The sequence below is a fragment of the Rahnella sp. EDr1-12 genome, assembly GCF_049206505.1.
Classification (GTDB): Bacteria; Pseudomonadota; Gammaproteobacteria; order Enterobacterales; family Enterobacteriaceae; genus Rahnella; species Rahnella rivi.
Map to the genome: position 1 here is coordinate 80,638 of NZ_JBLZNY010000003.1, position 19,774 is coordinate 100,411.

General features: G+C 50.1%; 17 protein-coding genes and 1 pseudogene. 10 read left to right on the plus strand and 8 right to left on the minus strand.

The genetic code is table 11. From position 1 onward, the window contains the following. Positions 1-78 precede the first annotated feature (78 nt). The 3 genes from cor to ACO0U8_RS14325 all read left to right on the plus strand — a co-directional run bounded on the left by cor (position 79) and on the right by ACO0U8_RS14325 (position 2,202). Positions 79-315 carry a phage exclusion lipoprotein Cor gene (gene cor / locus ACO0U8_RS14315; RefSeq protein ID WP_217203767.1) on the plus strand — a complete coding sequence of 79 codons (237 nt, stop codon included), beginning with the start codon at positions 79-81 and terminating at the stop codon, positions 313-315. Positions 316-375: 60 nt separating this feature from the next. Continuing rightward, positions 376-1,932 (plus strand): pyocin knob domain-containing S74 family peptidase, encoded by a 1,557-nt coding sequence (locus ACO0U8_RS14320; protein ID WP_421671046.1) that lies wholly within the window; start codon positions 376-378, stop codon positions 1,930-1,932. 78 nt (positions 1,933-2,010) lie between these two features. Continuing rightward, positions 2,011-2,202 carry a DUF2767 family protein gene (locus tag ACO0U8_RS14325; protein ID WP_390976301.1) on the plus strand — a complete coding sequence of 64 codons (192 nt, stop codon included), beginning with the start codon at positions 2,011-2,013 and terminating at the stop codon, positions 2,200-2,202. A gap of 1,668 nt (positions 2,203-3,870) precedes the next feature. Here the strand turns inward: ACO0U8_RS14325 and ACO0U8_RS14330 are convergent. Then, complete coding sequence (locus tag ACO0U8_RS14330) at positions 3,871-4,146, minus strand: DinI-like family protein (protein ID WP_390976303.1); 276 nt, start codon at positions 4,144-4,146, stop codon at positions 3,871-3,873. 195 nt (positions 4,147-4,341) lie between these two features. Between ACO0U8_RS14330 and ACO0U8_RS14335 the strand changes: the two are divergent. Both ACO0U8_RS14335 and ACO0U8_RS14340 read left to right on the plus strand, forming a co-directional pair. Beyond that, a pseudogene (locus tag ACO0U8_RS14335) lies at positions 4,342-4,833 on the plus strand (porin); the annotation flags it as partial. Positions 4,834-5,043: 210 nt separating this feature from the next. Beyond that, positions 5,044-5,529, plus strand: coding sequence for an RrF2 family transcriptional regulator (locus ACO0U8_RS14340; protein WP_056773831.1), 486 nt, complete (start codon positions 5,044-5,046; stop codon positions 5,527-5,529). 88 nt (positions 5,530-5,617) lie between these two features. Here ACO0U8_RS14340 and oqxB read toward each other — a convergent pair whose 3' ends face one another. Both oqxB and ACO0U8_RS14350 read right to left on the minus strand, forming a co-directional pair. Next, positions 5,618-8,770 (minus strand): multidrug efflux RND transporter permease subunit OqxB, encoded by a 3,153-nt coding sequence (oqxB, locus tag ACO0U8_RS14345; protein ID WP_421671047.1) that lies wholly within the window; start codon positions 8,768-8,770, stop codon positions 5,618-5,620. A 16-nt stretch (positions 8,771-8,786) separates the two neighbouring features. Further along, the gene (locus ACO0U8_RS14350) at positions 8,787-9,917 is read right to left on the minus strand and encodes an efflux RND transporter periplasmic adaptor subunit (RefSeq protein ID WP_240993979.1); all 1,131 of its coding nucleotides are present in this window, start codon (positions 9,915-9,917) and stop codon (positions 8,787-8,789) included. A 445-nt stretch (positions 9,918-10,362) separates the two neighbouring features. Here ACO0U8_RS14350 and ACO0U8_RS14355 point away from each other — a divergent pair, with 445 nt between their 5' ends. After that, complete coding sequence (locus ACO0U8_RS14355; RefSeq protein ID WP_056773842.1) at positions 10,363-10,719, plus strand: helix-turn-helix domain-containing protein; 357 nt, start codon at positions 10,363-10,365, stop codon at positions 10,717-10,719. Positions 10,720-10,962: 243 nt separating this feature from the next. Here ACO0U8_RS14355 and ACO0U8_RS14360 read toward each other — a convergent pair whose 3' ends face one another. The 3 genes from ACO0U8_RS14360 to ACO0U8_RS14370 all read right to left on the minus strand — a co-directional run bounded on the left by ACO0U8_RS14360 (position 10,963) and on the right by ACO0U8_RS14370 (position 12,723). Then, the gene (locus ACO0U8_RS14360; protein WP_421671048.1) at positions 10,963-11,442 is read right to left on the minus strand and encodes an Hcp family type VI secretion system effector; all 480 of its coding nucleotides are present in this window, start codon (positions 11,440-11,442) and stop codon (positions 10,963-10,965) included. Between the two features lie 194 nt (positions 11,443-11,636). Next, positions 11,637-12,296, minus strand: coding sequence for a hypothetical protein (locus tag ACO0U8_RS14365; protein ID WP_421671049.1), 660 nt, complete (start codon positions 12,294-12,296; stop codon positions 11,637-11,639). 49 nt (positions 12,297-12,345) lie between these two features. Further along, positions 12,346-12,723, minus strand: coding sequence for an Ltp family lipoprotein (locus ACO0U8_RS14370; RefSeq protein ID WP_414072106.1), 378 nt, complete (start codon positions 12,721-12,723; stop codon positions 12,346-12,348). Positions 12,724-13,290: 567 nt separating this feature from the next. On the opposite strand from ACO0U8_RS14370, the gene kduD reads away from it, so the two are divergent. Both kduD and ACO0U8_RS14380 read left to right on the plus strand, forming a co-directional pair. Then, positions 13,291-14,052 carry a 2-dehydro-3-deoxy-D-gluconate 5-dehydrogenase KduD gene (gene kduD / locus ACO0U8_RS14375; RefSeq protein WP_056774019.1) on the plus strand — a complete coding sequence of 254 codons (762 nt, stop codon included), beginning with the start codon at positions 13,291-13,293 and terminating at the stop codon, positions 14,050-14,052. 77 nt (positions 14,053-14,129) lie between these two features. Then, a complete protein-coding gene (locus ACO0U8_RS14380) occupies positions 14,130-14,768 on the plus strand; it encodes an RpiB/LacA/LacB family sugar-phosphate isomerase (protein ID WP_056773844.1) in 639 nt (212 codons plus the stop codon). Between the two features lie 78 nt (positions 14,769-14,846). On the opposite strand, the gene ACO0U8_RS14385 is transcribed toward ACO0U8_RS14380, so the two are convergent. Together ACO0U8_RS14385 and ACO0U8_RS14390 are read right to left on the minus strand one after the other, a co-directional pair. Next, positions 14,847-15,167 carry a cupin domain-containing protein gene (locus ACO0U8_RS14385; protein ID WP_056773847.1) on the minus strand — a complete coding sequence of 107 codons (321 nt, stop codon included), beginning with the start codon at positions 15,165-15,167 and terminating at the stop codon, positions 14,847-14,849. A gap of 3 nt (positions 15,168-15,170) precedes the next feature. Beyond that, positions 15,171-16,352, minus strand: a complete 1,182-nt coding sequence (locus tag ACO0U8_RS14390) for an oligogalacturonate lyase family protein (RefSeq protein ID WP_421671050.1) — start codon at positions 16,350-16,352, stop codon at positions 15,171-15,173. Between the two features lie 284 nt (positions 16,353-16,636). Here ACO0U8_RS14390 and proP point away from each other — a divergent pair, with 284 nt between their 5' ends. Together proP and amyA are read left to right on the plus strand one after the other, a co-directional pair. Then, a complete protein-coding gene (gene proP / locus ACO0U8_RS14395; protein ID WP_056774022.1) occupies positions 16,637-18,139 on the plus strand; it encodes a glycine betaine/L-proline transporter ProP in 1,503 nt (500 codons plus the stop codon). 122 nt (positions 18,140-18,261) lie between these two features. After that, positions 18,262-19,743, plus strand: a complete 1,482-nt coding sequence (gene amyA, locus ACO0U8_RS14400; RefSeq protein WP_421671051.1) for an alpha-amylase — start codon at positions 18,262-18,264, stop codon at positions 19,741-19,743. The last annotated feature ends 31 nt before the right edge of the window (positions 19,744-19,774 follow it).

Consider the following 19,774-nt stretch of genomic DNA (forward strand, 5'->3'; position numbering starts at 1 on the left):
ATTGATCTATTTAACCAATTATCCCTCTCCAAATATCGTTGTTATCGTCCCGATATCCAGTATCGAAGGGACATAAAAATGAAAAAAATTTTATTTGTGATTGCATTGGCGGGAGTACTTACGGGATGTTCAGGCGTTATTGAGAAGCAGCAACCCGTCTGTAGCGGTACCGCGCTCATCGGTGGACAGGAAAAGTCTGTACAGATTTATGGCGTACGTAAGGTTGCAGGCCAAACCCAGTATAAAGCCGGAGACCCTTTTGGCTGGCGCTGGGTTAGCAGATCAAACTTCACATCGACGACGTGTGAAAAATAAATTACCCAACCTAAACAGACCCGCTTCGGCGGGTTTTTTATTATCTGGAGTAACGTAAATATGGCTTGGTATAAAACAGGCACAGTCTCCGTAGCGGCAACAAAGGTCACCGGCACCGGCACTAACTTTTTAGATGCTAAGTTCGGCGTCGGACCGGGGCAGGCCTTTCTGCTTCCGGCATCTGGAACAGTTAAAATCTATGAAATCGCCAGCGTGGAGGATGCTACTCATCTGACTCTCACCACATCAGCCGGTACCGTGGCTGCTGGAGCCGCTTACGCGGTGATGAGCTTTTATACGGATTCGATACCTGACTTTTCCAAACGCCTGGCCGCGCAGCTCGGTTACTACCAGTCACAGATGGACGGCTGGCAAACTATCATGACGGGAACTGGCACTGTCAGCGTGACAGCTCCTGACGGCACCGTTGTGAACATCAGCAGCTTTGCGAAACTGACCTCTGACATGGCGAAAGCTTATGCCGACGGTGGCCTTCTGAATGCCACAGTGACGCCAAACAGTCTGGGGAATGTGACTGATTTCAATATTTACTACCAGACAGCAAACGCCAATGCGATCGTTGCCAACGGATACCCGATTGCAAAAGCCGGGACGCTCTATGTGACTAAATCAGCCTATGGCTGCCAGCAAATGTACATCTCCTTTCAAGGAGAGACATATACCCGTGGTTTGACGGGTGCATTCACCCCTGCATCCCCTAACTGGTCTGAATGGGTTCCTCAGTACGGCAAAATACAAGTGCCTCTTGGTTCTGGCGTTAATGGCACCTTGCCGATTGTAAACGGTGGAACAGGTGCTGTAACCGCCGCCGCTGCCAGAACGGCATTGGGTGCTTACCCAACTACCGGCGGTACTATTAACGGTGCCGTTACTGCTACCGGAGCGGTCACCGGGGGCGCGGGCGGGGGTTTAGGCGTTACTGCGAGTGAACAGAACAGAGTGGAGGTGAATAACAACTCTGCCGGGGGGTCAGGCCCTGGTACACCGATGGGGTGGACGGTATACCGGTGGTACACCGAACTGGCGCAGACAGGTATTCGGCGCGCGGGGGACACTACGATCCAATCGTATTTCGTTGCGTTGTCTGGCGGCGGCGGATGGGAGTTTCTCCGAGGCGGCAATGCGACAGCGTCCGGCACCTGGACATCTGGATCAGATATCCGTCACAAGTTCGACATTGAAAAAGTAAAAAACGCATTAGCATCCGTTCTAACTTTTAACGGTTCTATCTACGGTAAAAAAGACGGGGGAAGAGAAGTCGGGCTGATTGCGCAGGATGTTGAACGGGCATGTAAAGAGGCGATCACCTACAACGGTGACAGGAAGTTTAGCGACGGTACCGTTATCCCCAACTTCAAATACCTGAACACAACAGGCGCGGCAGCGGCGTATCACACGGAGGCTATCAAGACTCTATTCGAACTTGTGGAGTTGGCACTGGATAAGCCGGATGATGCAAGAGCACTGATCGCAAGCATCAAAGAGCAATCCGAAGTTATTAAAAATACCGCGATTGAAAATGAAGACCCGCGGATGGAAGCGCCACCTATCTTTGATGTCCCCAGCTCCGAAGATTATGAAGAACCCACCACATAAATTCTTACCTTGCCTATAAGCACGGGCTTTCCTAACCTATTAACAAGGGTGAGCAAAGTCATATCGATAGGTGAACATATGGACGAATCAGAAAAGTACGCCGAGATGTGTGTGATTCTTGGGGATGTTGTCTTTGGTTTGCGTCAAAATGGTTACGAAATCAGCCGTGAAAACTTAATAAAGGTTTTCGCTAATAAGCGCATGCATTGCGTCAGTGAGCGTGAGGCAGAGTGTTACCAGTCTATTATCAACAAGCTTTCTGATGCATAAAAAACCACCATAGGCGGGTAATGAACATCAGTTTTTACATCTGGAAATTACAGGGGTAGAACGCATTGACTATAACGCGAACATGTTAACTCAAGCGGAAGAGTAGCTAATCATAAGGGTTTAGTTTTTTAGGTGGGGTAAGGTGGAAGTGTAGATTTAGAAATGGCACCTTAAAAGCTAAGAATTCATTAACGCTCATTTTGCGAACGAAAAATAATTTCACTTAGTAGTAATTTATATTATCTTGGCAACTTAACTAAAATAAATAGTCTTTTATCAAAGTTAAATTATTTTATTAACTAATAAGAGGGATTTCTCACGGTGGTGAACATTGATTTCATTGGTTTTTATAACTAAAGTTTATAAATGTATTTTATTTATCAATAATCATTATCTATATCATTCATTCTGGACTTGACCACCCAAAAAACCAGCCCGATGACCAAAACCAAAACGACAATCACAATCAATGTGGTTTTCACAATATTTTGAGCCTTTTTTCATTCAAACTCTTGTGACAATAATTCTACTCTTACGGTACATATAAGTTATCTTAAAATTTAAATTATTTTTGTAATAAATTTGTACAATGAATACTAATCAATATCTTAACCATTATTATCTGATAAGAAAAAAGAATGCTCGCTGGCTAGGTTGGGAAATTCTTGTTCCGGAAATTTCAAAGGTAAATCTATCCCTACATTGAGATTTTTGCGTTGCCTGAGGGAAGCCCTTTAATGCAGTAGTTAGGTGCTCAAGTGAACACATCCCTCTACGACGCCAGGAATAATGTGTTTGACGACATGCCATGCATTTGAAGGTTTAAGCAAATCTGTGTGCTAATCTCAGTGAAAAACTACTTGAGGTTGATATGCATACTGAAGAAGAAAATTTATTAGTCAGAAGAGAAATTGGGGACGCAGTATTGGCTGTGCTTGAGCAGGGTAGAGTGGTGAGTGTAGAGAGCATAATTACATACATTAATATTTAAAATCAATAATTTATACATATGCAATGCCAAGACAGATATAGGCATGCTGTAAACTTACTGATAAAGAACTCATAAAAAAGACCGCGACAGGCGGGCAATAAACATCAGTTTTTACAGTTGAACTTTACTTGAGATAGAACGAAATAAAGATAGCATGGCAATCAAATCTCAATCCGTCAGATCAGTGCCCATAAATGAGGTTGTTTGCTGAATTGGCGGTGTTAGGGCGTAAAAAAGCCTCCGCGAACGAAGGCCAGTGAATCGCCACTAAATTTAGTTTTGGAACGAGAGCGATGCTCCCAAAAGCATAATAGTAGCTCTTGAGAATTTGGCTTATGAAACATGGTTTAGTAATTAAAGAAATCCCCCCCGTTTTGATTATTAAAAAAGAGCCCGCGTTAAAGGCGGGCAAAAATCAAAGGTATCAATATTACGCTTCTGGATGGCGGTTATCCCACCCACTCTAAAGATTAGCTAATGCTTAGATATTCACCATAAAACAGGTAAAAAAAGAGCCCGCGTTAACGGCGGGCTATCAGTAGGTAGGTACTCATGGCCTTGGCAGGCTTGCTGATCTTTTGTCAGCTGCTATGAGAATAGTGCAGGGCGGTGATTTTGCCAGATTACAGGCACAAAAAACCCGGCGCATTGGCCGGGTTATATTTCAAAAGGTTGCGTTAAACCCATTCGGGCAACTCGCGAAGTGAGTATTTGGGTTTCCCATCGACAATCTGAGTGCAAAGAAACATCTCTTCAACTATTCCCGCCAGAACTGCCTTCCATGCTTTGCTGGCGTCCGTGTTGATGCTGCTGACCGTCACCATCGGTTTAACCTTCACGTCAGCATCAGGAAAGGTGCCATGCACGCGTTTGGTCAATTCAGCCAAGATCAGCGCGTTGGCGTTCGGTACACCGGCCATGTTTCTTTTGTCGTAAATCAGCTCAACAAACATAAAATCGCCCAAACAAGTTAACTGGTTATACATACAGCAATGTTTGTTTTTGTAAAATAAAACCCTTCTGCAAAACTAATTTTAATTCGTTGAAACATATAGGGATAGGAAGAGATATTTGCAAACCAAAAAACTTGATAATTAGGTTGTATTAATAATATAAAACAATAGGTTAGTGCATATTTAATTACCTAGGATTTCGGTATGGGTATCAGTGCAGGTGCAGCTTATGCCTCTTCTGACCGTACTAATGATCAAACTGCTGATAACCGTGGTGACAAAGCTGACGTCTGGACAGTTGGCGCGAAATACGACGCAAATAATGTCTACCTGGCGACCATGTATGCTGAAACCCGTAATATGACCATGTACGGCAATGACGGCATTGCAAATAAAACGCAGAACTTTGAAGTCACTGCACAATATCAATTCGACTTCGGTCTGCGTCCGGAAGTTTCTTACCTGCAGTCTAAAGGTAAAGACCTGAACAACGGCAATGGCGGAAAAGACAACGACAAAGACCTGGTTAAATACGTTTCTGTTGGCGCGAACTATTACTTCAACAAAAATATGTCCACCTACGTTGATTATAAAATCAACCTGCTGGACAACGATGATGATTTCTACGAAAACAACGGCATCTCTACCGATGATGTTGTTGGCGTTGGCATGATCTACCAGTTCTAATTTCCTGACCAAAAGTCTTAGAAATAGCCTAAAGAAAACCCATCTCCGGATGGGTTTTTTTGTGCCCAAAACGTGACTTTCTGTGCGTTAACGCCGTCCCCGCCTTCAATAATGCAACAGTCTTTGTTATATTATTGACCAGCTCACGTACAGGGTTATTCCTCTGTGATAGGGTGCTTAACCTAAGACTTGGTTTCTCAGGACAATGAAATGTTAGATTATCGCTTTCCGACAGCCATGCAGATGGTGTTTTGTATCGCTCAGTCCCAAAAGGCTGAACAGCGCTGCACCAGTGCGATCTTAGCTACAGGTCTGGAAGCCAACTCCAGCTTCATCCGCAAACTGATGGTGCCACTGACTCAGCATGGCATTATCGTCTCAACGCTTGGCCGCACCGGCTCGATTCATCTTGGCCGCCCGGCGGAAGACATTACGCTGCGTGATATTTACTGCGCCGTGATTGAAGACAAACGCCTGTGGGCCGCACGTCCCGATGTGCCTGCCCGCTGTGTTGTCAGCGCCAATGCCTGTACCTATTTTAAAAATATCGTGAATGAGGCTGAAGAGGCGTCGTTACAGGTGCTGGGTCGCCATACGGTAGCCGATGCGCTGGCCGAGTTTGAACGTGGCGGCAAGTACAAATGCACCAAAGACCTGGCTGCGGAATACGCAGATAAGTCGCTCTGCACGAAATAAACATCAGCCATCTGATACTCACTTCGCGACATTCAGACGTAAAAAAGCCGGGATAATTTCCCGGCTTTTTACTTTCTGTCATTACCAATCAGACTGTCTGCGTCTCCTGCACCGCATGCTTACGCGTCACCAGCTTGCGCAGTGCCACATAAAATACCGGCGTCAGGAACAACCCGAACAGCGTCACCCCCAGCATTCCGGAGAAAACGGTGATGCCCGTGACGCCGCGCACTTCTGCACCAGCGCCGTGACCGAGGATAAGCGGTATTGTCCCGGCAATAAAGGCAATGGACGTCATGACGATAGGGCGCAGACGCAGGCGACAGGCTTCGAGCGCCGATTCCACAATCCCTTTGCCCTGCATCTCCAGCTCGCGGGCGAATTCGACAATCAGGATGGCGTTTTTACATGCCAGCCCCATCAGCACCACCAGCCCGACCTGAACAAAGACGTTGTTATCACCCCCTGTCAGCCACACGCCAAACAGCGCTGAAAGCATGGTCATCGGCACAATCAGGATCACCGCCAGCGGCAACGTCCAGCTCTCATAAAGTGCAGCCAGTACCAGAAACGCCAGCAGAACCGACATCGGGAACACAATCAGCGCGGCGTTACCCTGTGTTGATTGCTGATAGCTCAGATCTGTCCATTCGATATTCATGCCATTTGGCAGGAGGTTTTTGGACATTTCTGTCAGCTCGGTCATCGCTTGTGTCGAAGACAAAATGCGCGGATCTGCATCACCAATCAAATCTGCCGCCGGATAACCGTTATAGCGGATAACCGGATCAGGCCCGTAAGTGGTGGTGATGTTCAGCATACTGCCGATCGGCACCATTTCACCTTTGTCATTTCGGGTACGCAGATTGGCGATGTCTTCCACGCTGTCGCGGAACTGGCCGTCAGCCTGCGCCATCACTTTCCAGGTGCGTCCGAACCGGTTGAAGTCATTGATGTATGACGAACCGAGATACACCTGCAAGGTACTGAACAAATCATCGAGAGAAACGCCCTGTGCCTTGGCTTTATCGCGGTCAATATGCGCATCCAGCTGCGGAACGTTGGCCTGATAAGAGGAGATAGGGAAGCCCATTCCCGGCGTTTGCATAATCGAACCGGACATCGTGTTGATCGCCGTCTGCAACGCGCCGTAGCCCAGACCTGCACGATCCTGGATATACAACGAGTAACCGGAACCCTGGCCTAATCCGAGAATTGGCGGTGGCATAATCGAGAAGGCGAAACCTTCCTGAATCTGCGAGATCTTGGCGTTGATTTCGGCGTTAATTTCCGCCGCCGTGCGGGTACGTTCGCCCAGCGGTTTCAGCGCAAAGAACACCGTGCCGGTATTTGGCGTATTGGTGAACTGCAAGGCGTTCAGCCCCGGAAATGCCACAGCATCACTGACGCCGTCGGTGCTCAGCCCCAGCGCACTGATCTTGCGGATCACGGCATCGGTGCGTGACAGCGATGCCCCTTCCGGCATTTTCACCCCGGCAATCAGGTACAACTTATCCTGCGTCGGTATAAAGCCGCCCGGCACCATTTTGAACATCAGCGCGGCGCCGCACAGCAGCAGAACGTAAACCGCAAAGACGGCACCACGTCGTCCGAGCGTTTTTGACACCGCATTCTGATAACCGTGTGAACTGGCGTTAAAGAAGCGGTTAAACGGACGGAAAATCCAGCCGAACAGACGGTCGATCAGTCTTGATGGCATGTCCTTTGGCGCGCCGTGCGGTTTCAGCAACAGAGCTGCCAGAGCAGGGGAGAGCGTCAGGGAGTTAATCGCCGAAATCACGGTGGAGATGGCAATGGTGACCGCAAACTGTTTGTAGAACTGACCGGTGACGCCGGAAAGGAACGCCATCGGCACAAAGACCGCACACAGCACCAGCGCGATGGCAATGATTGGCCCGGACACTTCCCGCATTGCCTGATGCGCCGCCTCCCTAGGCGCCAGACCTTCCTCGATATTTCGCTCGACGTTTTCCACCACCACAATGGCGTCATCGACCACGATGCCTATCGCCAGCACCAGCCCGAAAAGACTGAGCGTGTTGAGCGAGAAACCGAGCAAATACAGAATGCTGAATGTGCCGATAACCGAAATCGGTACCGCGAGTAACGGGATAATCGACGCACGCCAGGTTTGCAGGAACAGGATCACCACCAGCACAACCAGCACGACGGCTTCCAGCAGCGTATGCACCACAGCACTGATCGAATCACGCACAAACACCGTCGGGTCATACGGCGCCCGCCAGGTCATGCCTTCCGGGAAGCGGGTAGCCAGCTCGGCCATTTTGGCGCGAACGGCATCAGAAAGATCAATCGCGTTAGCGCCCGGTGACTGGAAGATACCGATACCGACCGCATCTTTATTGTTCAGCTGCGAACGCAGGGCGTAACTTCCGGAGCCCATTTCAATACGCGCAACGTCGCGCAAACGAACAATTTCGCCGTTATCACCGCTTTTCAGGATGATATTGCCGAACTCTTCTTCGTTCTTGAGCCGCCCCTGGGCGTTGATCGACAACAGATAGTCGCTGTCTTTTGGCAGCGGTTCTGCACCGAGCTGACCGGCAGACACCTGCACGTTTTGCTCACGCATTGCCGTGACAACGTCACTGGCTGTCAGCCCGCGTGCCGCCACTTTGTTGGGATCGAGCCAGACACGCATTGCGTATTCGCCCGCGCCAAAAATCTGAATCTGGCCGACACCCGGCAAACGCGCCAGTTCGTCCTTCACCTTCAGCGTGGCGTAGTTGCTCAGGTATAACGAGTCGTACTTACCGGAAGGCGACACCAGATGCACCACCAGCGTTAAGGTCGGTGATTGCTTCTGCGTCGTCACACCCTGACGGCGCACATCTTCCGGCAGGCGCGCTTCGGCCTGCGCCACGCGGTTCTGCACCTGAACCTGTGCCTGATCCGGATCGGTACCCGGACGGAACGTCACGGTGGTCACCAGCACGCCGTCGGAACCGGCGACCGATTTCATGTACATCATGTTTTCAACGCCGTTGATGGCTTCTTCCAGCGGCGTCGCCACGGTTTCTGCAATCACTTTCGGGTTGGCACCCGGATATTCCGCGCGAACCTGTACGCTCGGCGGAACCACGTTCGGGTATTCGCTGACCGGCAGCAGGGGAATAGCAATCGCCCCGGTGACTAAAATCAGAATCGACAAAACGGCGGCGAAAATCGGCCGGTCGATGAAAAAGCGGGAAAAGTCCATGAGTCAGAATTCTCTTTTATTTAGCGGCGGCAGGAGTGACGCTGTTGGCCGCCATGCTGACGGTTTTGGCGTTAACGGGCATACCCGGCATAAAGACTTTCTGAACGCCGTCAATAATCACGCGGTCACCCGCTTCCAGACCTTTCTGCACAATACGTAAACCACCGGAAATCCGTCCAACTTCCACATCGCGGCGCTGTGCTTTACCGTCTTTATCAACCACGTAAACAAATTTACGATCCTGATCGGTCAGAACGGCTTTATCGTCCACCAGCACGGCGCTGAATTCCGCGCTGCCCGGTAACTGCACGCGGGCGAAGAGGCCAGGCGTAAAGGCGCGATCACGGTTATCCAGCAGGGCGCGCATACGGATGGTGCCGGTACCTGAGTTGAGCTGATTATCCGTAAAGTCGACCACGCCCTGATGCGGATAGCCGTCTTCACCCACCAGACCGACGTGCACCGGCAAACGGGACTGCGGGGTGTCATTGCGCTGGCCATCACGCGCCATCGCCTGATAGCGCAGGAAAGTACCTTCATCGACATCAAAGTAGACATACACCGTGTCCAGCGACACCAGCGTGGTCAGTACGCTGGCGGTGTCGCCCGCGGTCACCAGATTGCCGGTGGTGATCATCGCACGGCTGGCGCGGCCATCAATCGGAGAGGTCACACGGGTGAAATCCAGATTCAGCTGTGCCATGTCCAGCTGTGCCTGAGCGGCGAGCACATCAGACTGTGCCTGAGATGCTGCCGAACGGCGCTGCTCGGCGATTTCAGTGGAAATGGCCTGCGTGCCAATCAGTTTTTCTGTGCGGGAGGACTCGCTGCGGGTCAGGCTGGCCTGATTGCGGGCACGCACCAGTTCAGCCTGTGCCTGCTCCTGAGCCGCGCGGTAGGTGCGGTCATCAATGGTAAACAGCACCTGACCTTTCTTCACTTCCTGGCCTTCCTGATAATTCACTTTATCGATATAGCCGGACACACGCGGGCGAAGCTGAACACTTTGCACCGCTTCCACACGACCGTTAAACGCATCCCACTGGCTGATTTGTTTAATCAGCACATCGGCCGCACTGACCTGCGGGGCTGGCGGCGCGGCGTTTTGTGCCACGCTGTTGTCACACCCGGCGAGCAGGGCGACCATGAACGCAACCCCTGAAAGGCGCAAAGTCAAAGGCGTACCGCGCAGGCGGTCGCGTGCAACAACCAACGGTTTTTGCAGGTTTTTCATTATTTTTATTTCCAGTGAGTAAGTGCTGTCAGGCAATACAACCGGTCTGTCCTCCGGGTAACGTCCTTTGCCTGATCTGACTTTTTTGGGACTTGTGCCGTTCATCAGCACAATTATGTATCAATGTCTGATACAATTGATTCGAGGGGATTGTAGGGACGCCGCTACTAAAGTGCAAGAAATACTGTTACACTTTCTGTGCTGTTTTACAGAACGTTTACTTCAGGGAGCGTGACTATCCCGTACCGACACATTAAATGCAATAGTAAAACTTGCATTTAATCGCAAAGTGCGTCAGTTTAGAAAAAGACGCCCTCGGGGGGCGGCAACAAACTGAATAAGAGACAGGAGAAAGCCCATGAGAACCGAGGATTTCATTCACGACCTGATCGACTGGATCGATCACAATCTGGAAGAGCGACTGGATATTAAGACCGTCGCTAAACGGGCAGGGTATTCGCGCTGGTATCTGCAACGCATGTTTAAAGAACATACCGGCCTGCCGATGGGTGAATTCATCCGTGAGAAAAAGTTGAAGAAATCTGCCGATATGCTGGCAAGCAGCCGTGAGCCTATCGTCAGCGTGGCGATCTCGCTGGGCTTTGATTCTCAGCAATCCTTTACCCGCAGTTTCAAACGTCAGTTTGGACAGACTCCGGGTGACTGGCGTCGCGGTCTGACCATGGCCACCGAGTGCCAGGGGTCGATGCACTAAGCGCGCCGCCCGTTACCGATTTCAGTACCGCTGGCCCGGCTCCCGCCGGGCAGTGATTTTGCGTTATCCCCTCGCTCCACCTTCGTTAACACGCCTTTGCACACTGTTCTGCTTAATTTCCAGCCTGCGCGGTTTTGCGGTCATGCATTTGCAGGGGGCTGCTTACCCCGTAATAAAAACAATACCGCCCACAGGCGGTATTAGAACGTATGAACAGGTAAATGCGGCAAGACGCTTTCCAGCTTATGCAACCCAGCGGTTATTCCACGAATCTTTAAATATAATATTGCCTTCACAACACTTCCACGTGATAGTTTCATAGCGCATTTGGATTGTTTCAAAATGCGTTCCCGTCTGACCGCCTTGGTATAAGTTCGGTGTAATTGAAGTTATTTTCACATTTTCAAGAATTATATTAAAATACTCGGACTCGATGCCTGCATTTAAGATCTGGTACATCTTAAATGTTGCGGATTTCATGGTAAGTCCCTGGCTCAGTCCTTTGCATAAAAGCGGTGTAACCTTATCAAATTCCTTTTGGAATGATAAAGGTGAATGTACCCGCGTTCCCGTTAATCGTCCCGTATTTGAGTCGGTTGGGACCTGTACATTATGAGTCAACGACTTTAATTCTATTGCTCCGACTCGACCAGAAACTAAAGAACCGCCTGTAACAGGTGATCCATTTTCATCAGTTAACCATAAATATGCTGGATTAGACATTTTACATCCTTATAAATTGGGTAAATTCAATTAACTACATTGGGAAAAATTTATCTAATAATTTCCCCAGAAGATAGACGCAGACGGCAAGCGTAAAAATAGAAAGCAGTCTCATAGACCAGGTTTCGAAGTGGAAAAAGAAATATATTCCCAACCAGACAGCAATGGCGCCGACCAGCGCACCCAATGTCCCCTTAATGATGCCCATAGTCGCCACTCACTTTAGATTCTACACGTTCCAGTATGTTATCAAACGCGGGTATTCCCTGTTGTCGTCTTACGATCAGAGCATCCACAAAGGGTTTAAGTGCCGGTTCAAACATAAAGTAGAGTAAGTCGTAATCTTTTACACGCAGCACCTGATATAATTCAGGTTCGTCTATGCTGAGCTGTTCCGATGTCCTTATACAGCGTTCCTTCATTCCTCCTATAAGCAAAATGTTACCTACAGCCCCACCGCGCAGAGCTACTGTCCAGCCAGCCCGCTGAGCAATTGCCTTGGCAATCGTTGATGAAATAGCAGAATTGGTAACGGCGCGGCCTATTATTGAGAATGAGCCACGGCTTAACAACTTATTTTGTTTGCTTATTGACACATATTGATCAAACTTGGATAAAACAATCTCTATTGCATCTAGGATTCGGTCGTAATTAAGAATTCCATTTCTCATTGCCTGGATTATTCTGACTGTTTCAGTTTCGTGAGAGTAATATGAATCAGTGTCAAATACACCATACGCCATATAACCCAGATCGACAGGTACGGATATTGCACCGTTAATAAAACCTAATACTGAGTCAGGTGATATAATGATATCGGCAATGCGTGTGGCGATCCCCTCATAATTGCTCATGCTAATTCCTTTTATTAGCCAGTTCCCATCGTTTGAACCACGCCGTTTTTTAGCAGCCACCTGCCTGTTTTGCGCCGTAGGTTGCCTGGTCAACGGTGTATTTGTCTCCGGCGCTTGAGGAAAGTTGATTAATGAGGCCTTTGCACGAGAAACCCATCATACTGAGATACTGCTTTGCAGATTTCACCGCCTCCTGGTTCCAATCAATGTTCAGGCTGTCCACTGCTACCGTAGCGTCAGAAATCTCGTAACCATCCCCTGCATCCGATGAGAGTTGATGAATAAGTCCGTTCCGTGAGAAGCCCGTCATACTGAGATACTGCTCCGCAGATCTAACGGCATTATTTTGGGGCCCAGTCAAATCTCCTGCCCATGTGGGCGCTGCGACAAACAAAGCGGCAGTCAGTACTATCTTCAAAAAATCCATTGAAATATCTCCTTTAATCCATACGGCGCCTCTAACGCCCTCGAAGCCCTTGCCTCGCGAACCTACTTTACAGGGGGCCGCGTTTAAAAGAAAAAAATATCCTACGCTTGGGCTGTTTTTTAAGCATCGGTGTTTAGCAACTACTTGAATTGAAGATGCTGTGTCCTTTCTGCCTCCGAAACCGAACGATTGCGTACGCCATGCCGATAACCTGTACGAAAGTAAGCAAAACCTTTAACGGAAAGTTAAATCGTTCCTTACATCCCTTACGGTCAGCGGGGCGAGCTCAATGGAACGGTTTCACCCGTTAAGCTCAAAACGCTTAACGTAGGATAATTTCCGTTTTCCAGGCTGAGCCCTTGCACTGTGCATTCTTTCAGGACGTGATCAACCCAACAAAAAACGACATCAAAGTTCATCTAAATTGAAATGATGTTTCATTTTCTTGAGTTGCGCGAATTTTATCGCTAAACTTCTTCCCATCAGTTCGTAGCCGGGCATTGCCCGACTCACTCTTGTGTGACGGAAAAGCGCATTCGCCTCCGTTTTATGGAAAAAGGAAACATCATGATTCTGGATAATTTTTCACTGAAGGGAAAAGTCGCCGTGGTGACCGGATGCGACACCGGTCTGGGCCAGGGTATGGCCATCGGTCTGGCGGAAGCCGGCTGTGACATCGTGGGGATCAACATCGTTGAGCCTGCCGAAACCATTGAAAGAATTGCGGCGACTGGCCGTCGTTTTCTCAGCCTGACCGCCGATCTCAGCGACACCAAAGTGATCCCGGCGTTGCTGGAGCGTGCCGTTGCCGAGATGGGTCATCTGGATATTCTGGTGAACAACGCCGGGATTATTCGCCGTGAAGACGCCATCGACTTCAGTGAAAAGAACTGGGACGACGTCATGAACCTGAACATCAAATCCGTGTTCTTCATGTCTCAGGCGGTAGCGAAGCAATTCATTGCGCAGGGCACCGGCGGTAAAATCATCAATATTGCGTCGATGCTTTCCTACCAGGGCGGTATCCGTGTACCTTCTTATACCGCATCGAAAAGTGCCGTGATGGGCGTTACCCGTCTGCTGGCGAACGAGTGGGCGAAACACAACATCAACGTCAACGCGATCGCACCGGGTTACATGGCGACCAACAATACCCAGCAACTGCGCGCCGATGAAGCCCGCAGCGAAGAAATTCTCAGCCGCATTCCGGCCGGGCGTTGGGGTTTACCGTCTGACGTTATGGGGCCGGTTGTCTTCCTGTCTTCCACGGCATCCGACTACATTAATGGCTACACGATTGCCGTCGATGGCGGCTGGCTGGCGCGTTAATCCCGCCAAACCTCATTCATCCATAGAAGCATTCACAGACAGCAGCGGATAAAACCGCTGCCTAAAGAGGAAATCTCATGAAAATTGCATTGATGATGGAAAACAGTCAGGCCGCGAAAAACGCGATCATTCTTAAAGAGCTGAACGCGGTTGCGTCCGAAAAAGAATATCCGGTATACAACGTCGGCATGTCTGACGAGCAGGATCATCACCTGACGTACATCCATCTGGGTATCATGGCCAGCATTCTGCTGAACTCAAAAGCGGTCGATTTCGTGGTCGCGGGCTGCGGCACCGGGCAGGGCGCACTGATGTCACTGAACATCCATCCGGGCGTTAACTGCGGTTACTGTATTGATCCGGCAGATGCGTTCCTGTTTGCCCAAATCAACAACGGTAACGCGCTGTCGCTGCCTTTCGCCAAAGGTTTTGGCTGGGGCGCAGAGCTGAATGTGCGTTTCATCTTCGAAAAAGCCTTCACCGGCGTGAAAGGTCAGGGCTATCCGGCTGACCGTAAAGAACCGCAGGTGCGTAACGCGGGCATTCTGAATCAGGTCAAAGCGGCGGTGGTAAAAGAAAACTACCTTGATACCCTGCGCGCTATCGATAAAGAACTGGTGAAAACCGCTGTCAGCGGCGAACGCTTCCAGAAATGCTTCTTCGAAAATGGTCAGAATAAAGAGATCGAAAACTTTGTGCGTGAAATCCTCGCATAAGTTATCCCTTTCTTTTGAGATCAAAAAAACCGGTGCTGAAATCAGCACCGGTTTTTTATTGTCCTGACGGCCAGCCGGTCAGAGGAAGTCTTGTCTCTGCGGTGTAAAGGTATCTAACAGCACACCTTTCTCCAGGCATACGCAGCCGTGCATAATATAAGGTTTTTTATACAGCGTATCGCCCGCCGACACTTCCAGCGTCTCTTCGCCGATCGTGAATTTAAAACGCCCTGACAACACGTAAGTCAGTTGCTCATGCACGTGATTGTGCATCGGGCCGACGGCACCTTCTTCGAAATACACTTCAACCGCCATCATGGTGCCGTCGTGCGCCAGAACGCGACGGCTCACACCGTCGCCCAGGTCCTGCAGAGGAATATCTTTTCTAAAAATGAACATCGTTTAGTCCTTACGTAATGAACTGAGCAGGGCGTCAGGAATTTCCGCCAGATAAAGGGCAGGCAATCCTTCAGAATCGGTAGTGAATAACACATGGCGATCGTCTGGTGAAAAAGAGGGGTGCGGATGCGTGACCTGACGGTCGCCATCCAGCACGCGCCATGAACTGTTGTGCGCGGCAAGCGGAGCATGCTGACGGGTTTTGGCATCAAAAATATACAACCACGGATCGTTTTCAATCGTATGGCTGGCGGTGTCTTTTACATCCACCGGCGTGCCGGAACCGTCGCCCACCAGCAGCGTGCCGTTTTCGTTGCTCATCAGATGCGAACAGGCAGGCATGGTCATCAGGGAAATATCTTCTCCGGTCTGCGGATCAAAGCGACGGATATGGCGATCGTGCTGGCCTTTCAGATAAGACACATACATCAGCGCCGATCCGTCCGGCACCCAAAACTCATGCGTGCAGCTTTCCCCCGGCGCATGTTCTTTCACCTTGCGTACCTGGGTGCCGTCTTCATTCACCAACCACATCCGCGCATCCACCAGATCGTGCGGCCCTTCGTGGCAAAACGCGACGGTACTATCATCATAAGGACGATAAATAGGATGACCGAGCCATTCATTTTTCTCATGAATCACGCGGGATTTACCGTTCAGTAAATCGACACGCAACAAACGGCAGTGCGGATTACTGTGGTAGAACTCCTGGAAGATTTTCCAGTCTGACAACGGCGTCCAGTCTTCGCGACTGATTTCAATGCCCACCAGGCTGGTGCATTCACTGTTAGCCACCCACGTTCCGTAACCGACCCATTCTTCCGGCACCTGATACACCGTGGTTTCACTGTAATCATCCAGTTTCACCCGTTGTAAACGACGCTCATTCTTGACGTAATACAGGTATTGATCGTCCGGAGAAAGGAATCCGCCAAAGGTGTTATCCCCTTGACCTTCGGTCAGTTGCACCGCTTTCTGGCTGCTGAGATCCAGAAGATAATAGTTACGGTGCCCGTCAAATTCCCCTGCAAACAAAACCTTAGAGCCATCGCGGGTAAAACATTTCTGATAAAAATAGTTGCGATGACACAGGACATCCGGCGGCGTCAGTCGCGTGACGCGGGCACCGGTCTGTGGATCCTGAACCGTGTGAAAACTGAATTGAATCTGAGAACCTTTCGCCATGATTCACCTCGTAAGTGGCAACAAAATCAGCCGTGCTGTTGGCTTTATTTTATTAATTGAAATGATATTTCATTAAATTGAAAACACATTACCACTTAGCACGGTCACATGACGGCAGACGCTGTTGAAAATGTAAGGTTGATCACATTTTTCCCTTCTGTAAAAAACATTCTATAATGTCATGGTTTGGCAAATAACAATTGATACCCGAAATACATTAAGGGTACTGAACAGAATACCTCTCGCTAGAAACAGTGGAGATATTTGAAAAAGGGATGTACATGATTAGATTGAGAAAGAAACGCGTTAAACCGATGCAAATCAACGATATCACCATCATTGACGACACCAAACTCAAGAAGGCGATCACGGCGGCTGCGTTGGGAAATGCCATGGAGTGGTTTGACTTCGGGGTGTACGGTTTTGTGGCATTTGCGCTGGGCCAGGTGTTCTTCCCTGGCGCAGATCCCGGTATTCAGATGATTGCCGCGCTGGCAACGTTCTCGGTTCCGTTCCTGGTCAGGCCTCTGGGCGGTCTGTTCTTTGGTGCGCTGGGTGATAAGTTTGGTCGTCAAAAGGTCTTGTCCGTCACGATCATTATCATGTCGGTCAGTACCTTCTGTATCGGGTTGATCCCCGGTTACGCCACCATCGGTATCTGGGCTCCGATCCTTCTGTTGCTGGCAAAACTGGCGCAGGGCTTCTCCGTGGGCGGTGAATACACCGGTGCCGCGATTTTTGTTGCCGAATACTCTCCGGACAGAAAACGTGGCTTCCTCGGCAGCTGGCTGGACTTCGGCTCGATCGCCGGTTTCATCCTGGGTGCGGGCGTCGTCGTATTGATCTCCAGCATTGTGGGTGAAGCAAACTTCCTCGAGTGGGGCTGGCGTATCCCGTTCTTCATCGCCGCACCGCTGGGCCTGATCGGTATCTACCTGCGTCATGCGCTGGAAGAAACCCCGACCTTCCAGCAGCACGTGGATAAAATCGACAGCGATTCCCGTAAAGACATTGCAGAGCCGCCGAGAGTTTCTTTCCGCGAGATCCTGACCAAACAGTGGAAACCGTTAATCGTCTGCGTCGGTATGGTTATCGCCACTAACGTCACTTACTACATGTTGCTGACGTACATGCCGAGCTACCTGTCGCACAGCCTGCACTATTCAGAAGACCACGGTGTGCTGATCATTATTGCCATCATGGTGGGTATGCTGTTTGTCCAGCCGTTCATGGGCATGCTGAGTGACCGTTTTGGCCGTAAGCCGTTTATTCTGATCGGCAGCGTGGGCCTGTTTATTCTGTCCATCCCGTGCTTCATCCTGATTAACAGCGGCGTGATTGGCCTGATCTTCTTAGGTCTGCTGATCCTCGCGGTGTTGCTCAACTGCTTCATCGGCGTGATGGCATCGACATTACCGGCCATGTTCCCGACACACATCCGTTACAGTGCGCTGGCGATTGCCTTTAACGTGTCAGTGCTGATAGCCGGTCTGACGCCGACCATCGTCGCCTGGCTGGTTGAATCCACCAATAACCTCTATATGCCCGCGTATTATCTGATGGTGGTGGCAGTGATTGGTCTGATCACCGGTATCTTCATGAAAGAAACCGCAAACCGTCCGCTGAAAGGCGCTACGCCAGCGGCCTCTGACCGTGCAGAAGCGAAAGAAATTCTGCAAGAGCACCATGACAATATCGAACACAAGATCGAAGATATTGATGCGCAGATTGCTGAACTTCAGGCGAAAAGAAAGAACCTGATCGATCAGCATCCTGAAATCAACTGATCCCGATCTGATGCCGTTCCGGGCCGGTCAGCATTGCTGACCGGCTTTTTTTTTCCTTCCGCCGCATTTTTCCCAATCCTGCTCCATACTTCATTTCCCGGTCATCTGAATGGAAATCATGAATGCAGAATCCTACGTTGTTTCAGTTCTTTCACTGGTATTACCCGGACGGTGGCAAACTGTGGCCGGAAGTGGCAGAAAAGGCCGCATGGCTGGCCGAAATCGGCATTACCGCAGCCTGGTTACCGCCTGCCTATAAAGGGGATTCCGGTGGATATTCGGTCGGGTACGACACCTATGATCTGTTCGATCTCGGTGAGTTCGACCAGAAGGGCACGCGTGGCACAAAATACGGCGATAAAGAAGCGCTGATGGCGGCCATTGCAGCGCTGAAAGCGCATCAGCTGGGCGTCATCCTCGATGTGGTGCTCAACCACAAAATGGGGGCTGACGAGAAAGAGCGTGTACAGGTTAACCGTGTGAATATTGATAACCGCGAAGATATCAGCGATGACATCATCGAAGCGGATGCCTGGACGCGTTTCACGTTCCCCGCACGGCAGGGCCAGTACTCGAAATTCATCTGGGATTTCCACTGTTTCAGCGGTGTCGACCACATCGAAAACCCGGATGAAAACGGTATCTTCAAAATCGTCAATGATTATACCGCCGGTGGCTGGAATGATCAGGTCGATGATGAATTCGGAAATTACGATTATCTGATGGGTGCCAACGTTGATTTTCGTAACAATGCGGTCAACGAAGAGCTGAAGTTCTGGGCGCGCTGGCTGATGGATCAAACCCAATGCACCGGCTTTCGTCTGGATGCCGTAAAACACATTCCAGCGTGGTTTTACAAAGACTGGATTGATCATATTCAGGCTGAAGCCGATCAACCCATGTATATCGTGGCGGAATACTGGTCGCATGATGTGCCGACGCTGCAAAATTACATCGATCAGGTCGACGGCAAAACCATGCTGTTCGATGCGCCGTTGCAGCTGAATTTCCACCATGCGTCAAAACAGGGTGCGGATTTCAACTTCACGCAGATTTTCGATAACACGCTGGTGGCCGCAGATCCGGCACACGCCGTAACGCTGGTGGCTAACCACGACACCCAACCGTTGCAGTCGCTGGAAGCGCCGATCGAACCCTGGTTCAAACCGCTGGCCTACGCCCTCATCCTGCTGCGTGAGCAGGGTGTGCCGATTGTGTTCTATCCGGATTTGTTAGGCGCGACCTACGAAGATGAGGGGGATGACGGCAACAATTACACCATCGACATGCCTGCGATCCCAGGGCTGGAGACATTAATCAAAGCCCGGCAAACCCATGCATGGGGTGTGCAGACGGACTATTTCGATCATCTGAACTGCATTGCGTTTTCACGCAGTGGCACCGAAGAACATCCGGGCTGCGTGGTGGTGATGTCCAACAGTGAAGCGGGGGAGAAAACCATCGACATGGGAGAAAATCTCGCGCACCGAAAATGGCGTGATTTGCTGGAGCATCGCGACGACATTATTGAAACCGACGAGCACGGCACGGCGCAATTCTACTGCGAAGCGGGCAGTGTGAGCGTGTGGATCCTGGCAGAGTGACAACCTGGCGGGCAGCGCGCGCTGCCCGCAT